The following is a 13,065-nucleotide window of genomic DNA, read 5'->3' as shown; positions in this document are numbered from 1 at the left end:
TGCTATTTATATGAAATAGATAGCAACTTGGCTACACAAAATCAAAAAATATATAGCATTAAGATTGATGGACTGGATAAGGAAATCAAATCGATGTCTCAACTTCAGGAAACTGCAAAAGAACTTGAAGCACAATTAGAAACCTCAGAGTTAGGTTCTGATAATTTTGAAAAACTTCGCAAACAATTAGTACAAACACGGGGAGAGATAGGTAAGATAGATGAATCTCTTACTACAATGTCTAGTGCTGAACGTGCTGAAAACTTGTTCAAAATTGGTGAAGGTTTAGCAGGTGGTTTTGCAATTGCTACAGTGGCAAGTTCAGCATTCGGAGAGAAAACAGCGGAACAAATACAGAAAGCACAAGCAACTGCATTGAATCTTGTAGTTGCTTTAGATGGTGTAAAAAAGATAACAGAAGGTGCTACATCTGCTTACAAATTATTCGGACAATCAGCATTAGCAAATTTTAAGTTAGCTGGTGTTGGTGCAAAGTCCTTTTCTACTACTACCAGAATCGCACTTGCTGCAACTGGGATCGGTTTGTTTGTAGTTGCGTTGGGTGCTGTGGTGGCATACTGGGAAGATCTTACAAAATGGATTACAGACAGTATAAAACCTCTTAAAGAATTCTCTGATCGTGTAGGTGGTATCAGTGGAGCATTCAAAATTGCAGGGGAAATTGCCAAAGCTGTTTTCAAAAACATAGGTGAAGCTGCATTAGCACTTGTTCGTGGGGAGTTCAAACAGGCCATTGAGGAAATTCAGGAAATATCTTCAGATTCTCAGGCAGCAATTGATAAACAAATTACAAGAGTTGCCCAAAATCGTGCTGCTGAACTCAGGAAAATGCGTGAGGAACAGTACAAACACGATGAAAAACTAAGAAAAGAGTCTATAGAATCCGCTATAAAGGAAAAAGAACGCATTCTTTCTATAGAAAAAGCTAAGAAAAAAGATGTTGAAAAGCTTCAATTAGAAATTTTTGAGCTAAAAAAGTCCTTGTATAAGGCCGATTCTGATGAATATAAGCAGGTAGAAACGGATAAAACAATATTCCTGATTGAGCAGGAACAAGCCCGTATAGATGCAATTAATACTGCTGATCAAAAAAGACTGGATGAGTTAAAAAAGAATGCTGAAAACACTAAAAAAGTGCTTAGTGAAGGTTCTGATCTACCTGATATTTTCGGTATTCCTGATGAAAAAGAGATAGATCCCAGACTTCAGAAATTAAATAAATTGATGCAGGATAAATTTCTTCCAGGACTTAAGGAAATTGTTAAGAAAAATAATGAAACCTTATCTGAAGATGAAGATACACCCAGTTTGCTGGAAGGATTATTCGGAGTATCAGAAGATGCTGAATTAGAAGACAAAATAGCAGCAATAGGTACAAAAGTTTTGGAAGGTTATGATCAGATAGCTAGTGCAATTACTACAAGTCTTGATAGACAGATAGAAAGAAGTACTAGAAAATTAGATCAACTTACAGAAAGTCAAAGTCAGTCAATCCAGAAAATAACAGCACTGGAACAGCAAGCGGATGCAGCGAAGGGTGCTAGAAAAGATCAAATAATCGGTCTGATCGATAAGGAGAGAAAAAGAGAAGAGTTTCTAGCAAAGCAGAAGATTGAACAAGAAAAGAAAATTCAGGAAGCTGAGAAAAAGAGAGCTATTGCTGATAAAATTCGTGCGATAAGTAGTTCTATCATCAACACAGCAGTTGGCGTTACTCAGGCACTTCCTAACGTAGTACTTGCTGCAATAGTGGGTGCAATGGGTGCTGTACAAACCGGAATCATTGCTAAACAGAAATTTGCTAAGGGTGGTTTGCTGAAGGGAAAATCTCATCGTGAAGGTGGGATAAATGTAATTAATACTAATTCTGGACAGATGGTAGAAGCAGAAGGGGAAGAGTATTTCATTAATAGACAAGCTACTGCAAACAACCTGCATATACTTGACAGGATTAACAGAGAAGGTAAAAGGAAAAAATTCAAAATATATGCTGATGGTGGATTAAACGAACCTGATTTCCAGACTATTAATAACAGTTTGAGTTCTGGAATTTCTACAGGTGATCAAAAGGATATAAAGGTGAATGTAGGTATCAACGAATTCAACAGGACTAATAATCGAGTGAAGGAACTTGAAAGAACTGCATCCCTGTAAGATTTATAAACACTACCTATTTATATAAAAAATCAGTTTTGGAAATTCCAGTATATAGTATTCAACTTAATGATGAAGATGAGCTTTCAGGAGTACAGACAGTTAGCTTTGTAAATGATCCTGCAATAGAGTCAAATTTTGTAGCACTTAATAAGCAACAGAATCAAGCTTTCAAATTTAATAAACACAAACAGATTGTTACAGGTGCTGTACTTATCCCAGATAAAAAGATTATCAGATATAGTGCTGAAGGATTCCCTTATTATCTATCATTCAGTAGTGATCAAATTGAAAAGCTACGTGATAAATTTCAGAGAGAGAAACGTAGTGATCAAACTAATATTGAGCATAAAGAAGCACTTTCAAGATCAGATATGTATGTCGTGGAATCTTGGATAGTAAGCGATTCTGAAAAAGATAAAAGTCAGGTTATCGGACTTGAAAAATTACCAGCAGGAAGTTGGGTAATGTCTTATAAAGTACCTGATCAGGAAGTATTCAGCAAAGTATTATCAGGAGAACTTAACGGATTTAGTATTGAAGCAATGCTAGATATCAACATACCTATCCCAGAACAACAACCTAAACCCAAAAAATCTAATATGAAAAAAGAAGAATCAAAATTTTCAAAATTCTTATCTGCACTTAAAACGTTATTTGTAGAGTATGAATCAGAATCAGAAACTGAATTACAAGAAAAAGAAGTCAAATTAGCTACGTACGTTTCAGGAGAAATGACAATCGAGGTTGATGACGAAACCGGAACTGTAATAAGTGAAGGTGTACAAGATGGTGAATATCCTGTAGAAGGTGGAACATTAGTAGTAGCAGAAGGTGTAGCAACATTTACCCCAGCTGAATCAACCGAAGATGTAGCAGACATTGCTTCAGAAATTGCAGATGCAGAAATAATCGATGAGACAGAAGACAGTGATCCAGAAGAATCTACAGGTGAATCTTATATACTCGATAATGGAGATGTAATTGAAATTGATGGAGAAGGAAATGTAGTAACTGAATCGGTTGAAGATGGTTCTTATACCCTTGAAGATGGTAGAACGATGGTAATTGCAGAAAGTAGACTTGTAGAAGTTGTAACTCCTGAAATGGAAATGAGTAGACAGATAGAAGCGTTACAAGCTGAACTTTCTACAGCAAAATCTGAAATTGAAAAGCTGAAAAATGAAAAGACAGAGCTTGAAACTAAGCTTAGTAAGTTACCAGCAGGGAAGAAAATAGTTACTCAAAGCTTAAAATCTGATACTGAAGATTACACTAAACTATCTACAGCTGAAAAGTATGCTTACCATGCTTTAAAAACAATCTCACAGAACTAGAATGTTCAGTAAAAAAGTACATGAAACGTTGAAAAAAATAGATAGTGTAGAGGGTGATCCTATTGAATTAGAAAGGATTGCCCTTAGTACACTTTCAGATTTTCAGAAGTATTCAAAACTTACAAAAGTCAGATTCATTTTCCGGTATGCTAATAACGAATACAATCGTGACAGAGGAAGAGCAGGAAACATTTCAGCAACACGAACAGCTACAACAAATCTTTCTATAGTCCCTATTAGCAAACATCCCAGATCCCGTAATTCAGATACTAGCACCGTTAGGTTCTATGACTTTAACAGGGCCGGATGGCGTTCTTTCAGAAGGGATAATATAGTAATACTCACAGAAGTATTCAGTGTTGAAAAAAATCGCTGGACAACAGACTTAGATGAGTTTGACAAAATCAGTTCTATGTCTCCTGCTGAATACGCTGCTTATATAACAAGAATTGCAGCACTTAACCCTGATAATGCGAATTCATAACAGGGGAAAATCAATTTTTTGAAATACTTACTATTTAAGAATAAAGAACAAAAAAATATTAGCCTTTGCGCTATCAATAACAACAAAAAGAAAACATTCATGAATTGTCAATTACTAGTAATTATGTAGGAACATTAGCTACACCTTACATTTCAAAAGCAATCTTAGGCGCACCTACTCTCGATACACAGATGGTGCAGATTCTGCCTAACATCAAATACAAAACGAATATCGGGAAAAGGTCACTTGAAGACTTTGACCTTAAACCTTATCAAGCAAAATTTTCAGGTACTTCAAAATTCTCTTACTCAGAATTTGTTCTGGAACCTTGGAATTTTACAGTTCACATAGAAGAAGAGAAAAGAGCATTAATCCAGACGTGGGAAGCTGAAAAGATGACCCCAGGCGCTCAGAATACCGATTTTACTTTCGATGAATGGTTAGTAGAAAGAATGGGTAAAATGGTTAGCAAAAAGATAGAAAAAGCTATCTGGTCTGCAACTAAAACAACCGGAACTACTACTAATGTAATGGATGCGATTAACGGATATGAAACTATTCTATCGAGTTCAGCAGGTACTACTGAAGCTGTTAAAATCACAGGTTCTACTCTTACTGCTTCAAATATTGCTGATGAATTAGCAAAAGTATATGAAGCATTGCACGAATTAGAAATTGAACCTTCTGAAGCTGCTATCTATATGAGCCGTAAAGCTATGGCACTATATAAAATTGCAGGTAGCGGTCAAATGATGCAGACATTTACAGCTGATCAACCTTTCACTTATCTAGGAATGAGCTTGTTTGAGTCTCATGCAATAGATGATGATAGTATTATCGCAGGTATGAAAGATAATTTCTATCTAGGTACTGACTTAGTTAGCGATTATAATCAGGTACGTGTAGTAGATCACAGCGAAACTACTCAGGATGATATTATATCATTCCGTTTAGATGGTTCTGTAGATACTAAAATCGCTTATCCTGAAGAGGTTGTATACAGATATAACCCTGCATAAAACTAATATATCCCCCTATTAATGGGGGATCATATTTCATAAAGAACATTGAATAAAAATATAACTAAATGTCTTGTACATTAAGTAAAAGCATAAAAAAATCTTCTGGGTGTACTGAGTTCAGTTTTGGAGGGGTAGATAATATTCTGATTGGTGATTACAATCTGATTAGTGGAATGACAGAAACAACTGGTGGTACTGTAGATGCAATGGACGGAGTATTTTTTGAATACGATTCTCAGGAACAGACAGCAAACTTTACTCAAGAACTTGTCAAAGGTACTAATACATATTTTACCCAGACCGTTAATTTAACACTTTCTGCATTAAGTGATGAAGAGTATACAGAACTTGAAACACTAGCACGTATGAAAAAATTAACAGTGCTTGTAAAACATAAAACAGGTACGTGGTACGGATTCGGCTTGAAAGGTACTGGACTTTCTGTAACAGCAATGACTGATGACAGTGGTACAGCTTTCGGTGATGGACACACAACTATTGTAACTCTATCAGGTCCTAATCTGGGTAGATATCAGATAGTTGATTCAGCAGTAGCAGAAGCATTAATACCTTAATAATACTAATCAATTAATAATCCGCTTTTCATAATTTTTACTAAGTCCTTAGCTTACAGTTAGGGACTTTTTTATTTGGGATGGTGGCTATTTATAGAAAAGCAACTCTATTGAATTGTATCGACTTTAATATTCCAGGTGTCAAAAAACTTTTGATAGCTTCTCACAAAAAAATCAATCCTCTTTATCTCAATAATGATTTTCACACTATTGAAGATATACCGGAATCACTTTCTTGGTTAAGTTTTGACGTTGATTCTGATGAAGTGAATTTGTCAGAAAGTTTGAACCGTACCCCAGCAGGAAAAACTTATACACAAAACATTTCACTGAAATATCTTCACATAGCTGCAAGTAAACTGAAAGAATTACAACTACTCACAAAAAGTAGATTGTTAGTGATGGTACAAGATTATTCAAATCAGTGTTGGATAGCTGGCATCGATAAAGGTTTGAAAATCTCAGCTTTTGAAAGTAGTACCGGAAATGCTACAGGTGAAAACAGGTATGATCTAACTTTAGAGGGAACAAACAGGATAAGGTTTCAGGAAGTAAGCCTTACATATGCTGCACAGTACCTTTCTGGTAATACATTGATTAGTAATTGTGAATACAGTATTGCAGGAATTGATCAGCTTTGGATAGGGAATTATCCTGCTGATTTGAGATATGCACTTGATATAAGTAATAACAATGTAGTTACAAAAATAGAGGGAGTAGATTTATTATTTAATCAATTCGATGTAGATCCTGAATCAACAGAATTATCTGAATCTTTAGAACTAGGTCCCGAAGGAATTCTTTTTCAACAAAACTTTACTTTCAACATAATCAATCTGTCTGCACTGAGAAGAGAACAAATCACAAATATTATTAAGCTGAAAAATTTACTGGTAGTGGTGAAAGATGAGAACTCACACTGGTGGGTAGCTGGATTAGATAGATCAATTAGGTTGAAGAAATACGGTGCATCTACTGATAATCAAGCATATGAATTAGAATTTTCAGGATATAGTAGACATAACATGAAAGAAATATCAGAAAATCATATCACAGAGATATTAAACAATACATATACAGTAAGTTCCCTGTACGATGACTTCTCTATGAGCGACTTCGCTACAAATAATATTGCAATTCCTACGATTGCAGATGCAAGAATATCAGATTTTAACTAATGGCATTAGAACGAATATTATCAACCGACAAAGTATCTACACTTGTAAAAAATACAAACAGTGCTATCGATGAGACAATAATAGATGCATATCTGAATAGTTACAGTCAGTTAATTCTGGTGAAAAATAATTCTGATGCACTTATAGTAGATTTGAGTGATCTAAATTTGAGTGGTGAAACATCAGGAGGTACAAATAATTATGTGACAAGTGTATCCTTCAATACTGCTGATGGTACACTGACATTGAATAGAAATGAATTACCCAGCTTAACAGTTGATCTTGATGGAAGATACCTTTTAGCTTCTGAATACGAAGGTTTACAGGATCTTCAAAGTGTTACTGATGAAGGAAACACTACTACAAACCATATTCAAGCAAAATACTTTGAATCAAAAACAAGCGTTGGAGGGTTTCAATATCTAATTTCAGGAGGAACAGCGGTTACTGTTGAATTTGAAAACGGAATTGTACAAGGTGGTTCAGCATCTACTACTGTTTTTGATAACTTTATTCAGGGAGGTGAAAGTTATACAGGATATATTAGTAATACATATACTCAGTACACTGAATCAGGTGTAACTATTGTAAGTCTACCTGCTGACTACTTCAAGTTTGATAATGGTAATAGCGGATATATTTTCAATGCATTCAATTCAAATAATGATCAATTCAGGATAGAAGAAGATATAATTCATTTTCATGATATAGCATCAGTTAACAATTTTGGTGAGTTTGAAGGAAGTAAATATATAGCAGGAGTACTTGAAATAAAAAACGGATTAATACATCAAAAAGACCTTAGCGGAGGTGGTGCGCCTCAAAGCTTAATTATCAAAACAGCATCTGAATTATATCTATCTGGTAGTACAGGGTATATTCAGATGGATTACAACGGATTGACAAAGTTCAGTAACCGACAAATTACAGGAACAACTATAGCAGGGTTTTCAAATGATGGATATCTAGGAGAATTGACACTTGGTCAGGGTATAGCAATTGAGAACAATGTAATTACCATTACAGGTACTACTAACGATGCTGGTACACCTACTTTACAACAAGTGACAGATGTAGGAGCTACTACAAACAACACTGTTGTTTTCAATAATAACATTCAGGTCAATACTAGGGTATTTGGTAACTCATCAACCTTAAAATTATCATCAGAAAATAGCGCATTAGCTGGTGAAGTAGCTATTAATTCAGATTCAATTCAGATGCGTACTAATGGACAATCTGTAATGACAGTCAGTACCGGATTTACTCAGATTAATAGTGATCAACTTATTTTACCGGATTCTGTCAGATGGGATAAAAATTTAGCTAGTACGAAAATGTTGGTACTTGGTACAAATAATCTGATTACTACTCAGGACATTCCAAGTTTTCAGAATACAGACAATTACATAACAGGTGCTACATATAGCGGAAGTATTTTAACCCTGAATAGACAAAACGGAAATGTAACGGTTAGTATTCCTCGATTCAGTGAAAATTATAACGATTTATTTAATAAACCTTTTGAAAATTTTTCAAGTAGTCTAATCTCTACAAGCAAAGATGTACTTATATCTAATCTTGCTGGGACAGGTACAAGAATGGTTGTAGCATTACCTGATGGAACTCTTAGTGTACAATCAATCCCTTCAGGAGGTGGTGCTGATGGTAATAATTATGTAACTGGAAGTACATTCAATACCGGAACAGGTGTATTAACTCTGAACAGACAAAATGGAAGTGTTACCGTTGATCTTGATGGTAGATATTCAACAACTGATACTAATAACTATGCTAATTCTCTCAGTTTTGATACAGGTACAGGAATATTATCATTAGGTAGATCAGGATTAAGTACGTTAACTGTTGATCTTGATGGAAGATATAGTACTGGTGCAGGTGGTGGTTCTATTAATTCATATTATGAAATAGGTGCTTCAAACGATACTACAGTTACTACTACACAAACAACACTAGTAGATCAGGATTATGCAGTATCTACAGGTGAATACATAGTGACAGTTACTTGTAGTGTTTCATTTGAAAGGCTTTCAGCTGTAGATACTAGAATATATTGTGTACTAGATTCAAGTAATACAGGTGTATTAGCACAATCGCATCAAGATGTTATAACAGCTTCTGAACATCCTCAAAAAATATTTAATGTTTCTACAACATTCAGAACTGGAAGTACAAATAATATTAATTTTTACCTGTATGGAACTAGCACAGGAGGGAATTCTAATGCTTTTGTTACAAGATACTCTATGACAGCTATAAAAGTAGCTTAAACTATTTATAAAAAAGAAAGACTTTGCTTAGTGAAAATATAAAGTTAGTTCAGGGAGATCAATTAGAAATACCTTTTCAAATACTCGATGACGATATCGTACTTACAGCAGGATGGGGTGCGCTTTTTCAGGTACGAAAGTATACTTACAGTGAAGCAATAATATCAGCATCTTACGGACTGAATCAAACAGGAGTGACATTTACCGGACCTAATACAGGAGTAATTATTATTCCTTCATCGTTTACTGTTATTCCTGCTGATTTGTATCAATTTCAATTACAATTTATTTCACCTGAAGGTGAACCTTTTACGGCTTTTGGAGGAAAATTACAGGTATTACAAGACATAGCTTATACTGTCGATTCTGGTGAAGGATTCCCTTATTCATTCCCTGCTGGTTTTCCTAGTTAATTATGGATAAGAAAAAGCAAGTCAGAAAGTTCTGTATTAAGCAGGTAGCAAAGGTTATAACGTTGAAAAAATTCACGAAGCATAACACATATAATCAAGAATATTCAGACGAATACGACTATACAGAATATAGATAATGAAGAGATACAAATTTTACATTAAGAGACAACCAGTAAAAATTAAGAAGTTTTCAGAAAATAGTAGTGCAGAATATTCACAGATATATTATGCAGGAATGCCTTATGTGATGGGTGGTCCACTGGGTTAATACAAACGACAGATAACTGAAAGGAAGCTATTTATAATAAAATAGCTTTTGGAAAGTATAATAATTAACCTCTCTAATATTGAGCAAACAGTTGCAACTGAAACTGTAAACCGTAATGGTCTAATCACTCTTCAAACAAAATCAGGTGCTGATTATTTCGATCTTTTAGTTGAAAAATATCACTACAATTCTGCAACTCACAGCAACTTTATCAACCTGAAGAAAGACCTTATAGCAGGTGAAATTGTAACAAATGAAAAATCAGGTGAAACCCTTCGATTTCTTAACAGCAACAATATCAATGAATTAATTGATAAGTTATCTTTTGATCTCTCTCTGTTTGAAACAGCATATATTCAAGTCAACTGGAATATTGACCGGACAAAAATAGTTGAATTTGATTTCTTAGATCGTACTTGTGTTACACCTATCGAGTCGGATGAATACGGAAAAGTGAGTAGGTATGCAGTTACTGAAAAATCTTTGAAAAAAGGGTATAATAAAAATAAATTCAAGAAGTACACTACCTATCCAGCCTTTTCAACGAAAGGTAGTCAAGACGAAAATGGAGAAGAGGAATACACACAGATATTAGAAATAAGAAGATACTCCCCAGGTAATCCGTACATCACAATTCCGAGCTACAACAGCATTTTGAACTATGTAGATATTGAAAAAGAGTTAAGCACTTTTCATTTGGCAAGCATTTCAAACGGTTTCTTTTCTTCAGCAATAATTAATGTATATGGTAGTCCTAGCGAGGAACAAAAAAAGTGGTTCAAAGATCAATTTTTAAATTCATTTACTGGAAGTCATAATACTTCTAAAGTTGTATTTAATTACAGTGCTGATGAATATAGAGTTGAGATTTTACCAGTACAGGCTAATAATAATCCCGATTTATTTCAACATTTAACAGATACAACTATCAGCAAAATTTCTACCGGACATAGATCATCACAGGAACTTGCAGGGATATCGACAAAAGGTAGTGATTTGGGAGGTGATGCGAATAAGTTGTTCATAGCCTACAATTTATTCAAAAACAACGTTACAAACAGTTTACAAAAATTACTGATAGATGGAATAAACAAAATTTTATCTGTGAATGGTTTGGGTACTATAGATTTGAAAACAGAACTACCTATACAGTTATATCCTGAAACCCTATTACAAAATCTTACTCAGGATGAAAGAAGGGAAATGTTATTCGGTCTACCACCTGTACCAGTATCAAATCAAAATAATCAACCTACTACAGAACAACCTACAGCATAATGAATCTAATTACAGCAAGTGAAGTCAAACAGCTTACAACAATAGAACAGAATCTTAGCGATGATTTAATCTTTCCTCAGATTTCTATCGCACAGGAAAAACATATAAAACCGATTTTGGGAAAAGACTTGTATAATGCACTTATAGAAAACCCTGCTAATTACCCTGAACTTTACGAGCAAATCAAAACTCCCTTAGCGTTTTGGGTATATTATGAATCTGCTTTATTCTTATGGCTTCGCATGACAAATAAGGGACTTGTAAAACGTACTTCTGAATATGCTGAAAACATTAGTGGTGAAGACTTCAAATTTTTCAGATCAGAAATAAGAGAATATGCAAAGGAATTTACAGCTATATTGATCAGACACTTGGAAGAAAGTAGTTATGAGTTGTATAACAAAAAGACAAATAACTCAACCGATCAAGTAAGTAACAGAGACAACATTTCTGGGATATATTTCTATTAATTGCACAAAACAAAGAAATAGAAAATAATACCTAACAGATTGTACAGAAATTATAATAGTATTTTCAGGCAAAATAAGCCTTTCTGAGCAATGAAAAGCTTTTCTGATATACTGTATTGAAAAAAATATGATCTTTGAACAGAAACGAAATTGAATAATACAAATATTTGATTAAAATTATTTTCTTGTACTATTCAAATATGATGCTTTGTTAATGTGTTATTGATTCAGGCAAATTTCCAGACAAAACCGTAACTAGTTTTTTGTTCACCTTTACAACATCTTAGTACAGAAGTATCATGTATTTTTAATTCTTTCTTTACTTGATAAGGGTTAGGCCATTCTCTTAATAGATTCCCGTTTAAATCATATTGAAGAATTTTTTTACCTCTACCTTTTGCAGGTGCTATTTTATTTTTTGCATACTTCTTTTTGTATCTAAAAATAAATCCTCCGGTATGGGCAAATTTACCTTTACAAACTTGTGTTACCTGATTTGAAAAAAGATTTAGTTGTCGTGCTGCTTCTCTAGCAGATATATATTCCTGTATAAATTCACCTGTTTTAGCATCATAACAGAGTACAGCTTTTGAAAATCTTTTCTGAAGCTTAAGCATTCCTTTTTCAGATAACCTATTATAAGATGCACCACCAAAGCCACCATCGCACACATTAAAAAGTTTATATTTCTTTCTATACTCTCTAATAAAGTCCCTTTCTACATCCCACCATTTTTGATCAGGTTTTACAGTATAGACTACTTCAAATCGAGGTTTACTACCTAATGCTAGTATATCCCTGATATATTTTCTCATCTCAGGAGTAGAATATCTGTCTAATCTAGCATCCTGAATATGATCTCTTAGTCTTCTATCGTGTTGAATTGTCTTTCCTATGTAAAAAATCTCGTTTGAAAAGGGATTTTTTAGAACATAGATGTAGGTAATTTTTTCTCCTTCCACTGTCAAGAGGTTTATGTCCGTGTATCGAATATGTATTGAATTAGAAGGAAAAACCTCCAAATCTGCGTTTAAACAGCGTATGGAGGTTTATTTAATGGTTCCGGCAGGAATCGAACCTGCATCTTGGGTTCCGGAGACCCACGTAGTATCCATTCTACTACGGAACCATGGCGCAAAGATAAAAGAATAGTCTGACTCCAACGAATGAATTTTCAAAAACTCAGGATTACATTAAGGAATATAGCCCCATTAGAGCTCACTTGATTGAGCGAGCTTAGTTACTATGCCCGTCTCCCTGATCATCGCTCATTATAACAATTTTCCAAAACCATATAAAGCTTTAAAGAAAATGTATCAATAGTATATTTAATTGGTGATAATACTTTTTTCAAGCAACAAAAATACTTAATTTGAGAACAAATCAGCATAGCCGAATTGGAGGAGACTTCATTCGACAACAGTAATGCAACTAACCGTCAGGTGATGGATAGTTGCATTTTTTTTGTTTAACCCAACCTCTTATTCCATGTGTTAATTTTTTAATGCGGAACATAGAACAAGCACAGCGCGTAAAATTACCGATTTCATTTTTAAGCTTTGTTTTTTCTTAAT

11 protein-coding genes and 1 tRNA gene are annotated in these 13,065 nt (G+C 34.2%); 10 read left to right on the top strand and 2 right to left on the bottom strand.

Annotation, left to right across the window (positions count from 1 at the left end):
• Window positions 1-27 precede the first annotated feature (27 nt).
• The 10 genes from OKW21_RS29270 (at window position 28) to OKW21_RS29225 (ending at window position 11,491) form a co-directional block, all read left to right on the top strand.
• A complete protein-coding gene (locus tag OKW21_RS29270; RefSeq protein WP_277486725.1) occupies window positions 28-2,175 on the top strand; it encodes a hypothetical protein in 2,148 nt (715 codons plus the stop codon).
• A 38-nt stretch (window positions 2,176-2,213) separates the two neighbouring features.
• Window positions 2,214-3,512 carry an XkdF-like putative serine protease domain-containing protein gene (locus tag OKW21_RS29265; RefSeq protein WP_277486722.1) on the top strand — a complete coding sequence of 433 codons (1,299 nt, stop codon included), beginning with the start codon at window positions 2,214-2,216 and terminating at the stop codon, window positions 3,510-3,512.
• A gap of 28 nt (window positions 3,513-3,540) precedes the next feature.
• Window positions 3,541-3,996 carry an SH3 beta-barrel fold-containing protein gene (locus OKW21_RS29260; protein ID WP_277486720.1) on the top strand — a complete coding sequence of 152 codons (456 nt, stop codon included), beginning with the start codon at window positions 3,541-3,543 and terminating at the stop codon, window positions 3,994-3,996.
• 104 nt (window positions 3,997-4,100) lie between these two features.
• Entirely contained in the window at window positions 4,101-5,015 is a 915-nt protein-coding gene (locus OKW21_RS29255) for a hypothetical protein (RefSeq protein ID WP_277486716.1), read from the top strand.
• Window positions 5,016-5,083: 68 nt separating this feature from the next.
• On the top strand, window positions 5,084-5,593 hold the full coding sequence (locus OKW21_RS29250; RefSeq protein ID WP_277486714.1) for a hypothetical protein: 510 nt from the start codon (window positions 5,084-5,086) through the stop codon (window positions 5,591-5,593).
• A gap of 110 nt (window positions 5,594-5,703) precedes the next feature.
• Window positions 5,704-6,771, top strand: coding sequence for a hypothetical protein (locus OKW21_RS29245; protein ID WP_277486711.1), 1,068 nt, complete (start codon window positions 5,704-5,706; stop codon window positions 6,769-6,771).
• Window positions 6,771-9,062, top strand: coding sequence for a hypothetical protein (locus OKW21_RS29240; RefSeq protein ID WP_277486710.1), 2,292 nt, complete (start codon window positions 6,771-6,773; stop codon window positions 9,060-9,062). The genes OKW21_RS29245 and OKW21_RS29240 overlap by 1 nt, the downstream gene beginning before the upstream one ends.
• Window positions 9,063-9,085: 23 nt before the next feature.
• Entirely contained in the window at window positions 9,086-9,475 is a 390-nt protein-coding gene (locus OKW21_RS29235; RefSeq protein ID WP_277486708.1) for a hypothetical protein, read from the top strand.
• A 316-nt stretch (window positions 9,476-9,791) separates the two neighbouring features.
• Window positions 9,792-11,021 (top strand): hypothetical protein, encoded by a 1,230-nt coding sequence (locus OKW21_RS29230; RefSeq protein WP_277486707.1) that lies wholly within the window; start codon window positions 9,792-9,794, stop codon window positions 11,019-11,021.
• A complete protein-coding gene (locus OKW21_RS29225; protein WP_277486705.1) occupies window positions 11,021-11,491 on the top strand; it encodes a DUF6712 family protein in 471 nt (156 codons plus the stop codon). Before OKW21_RS29230 ends, OKW21_RS29225 begins: the two co-directional genes overlap by 1 nt.
• A gap of 227 nt (window positions 11,492-11,718) precedes the next feature.
• Here the strand turns inward: OKW21_RS29225 and OKW21_RS29220 are convergent, their stop codons facing one another.
• Window positions 11,719-12,453: an NUMOD1 domain-containing DNA-binding protein gene (locus OKW21_RS29220; protein ID WP_277486703.1), complete on the bottom strand. Its 735-nt coding sequence runs from the start codon at window positions 12,451-12,453 to the stop codon at window positions 11,719-11,721.
• 95 nt (window positions 12,454-12,548) lie between these two features.
• Window positions 12,549-12,620, bottom strand: a tRNA-Arg gene (locus OKW21_RS29215).
• Window positions 12,621-13,065 lie beyond the last annotated feature (445 nt).

It is taken from the genome of Catalinimonas alkaloidigena (assembly GCF_029504655.1).
Taxonomy (GTDB): Bacteria; Bacteroidota; Bacteroidia; order Cytophagales; family Cyclobacteriaceae; genus Catalinimonas; species Catalinimonas alkaloidigena.
Note: the sequence above shows the minus strand (reverse complement) of the source record. Positions and strands in the feature narration are given on the sequence as shown.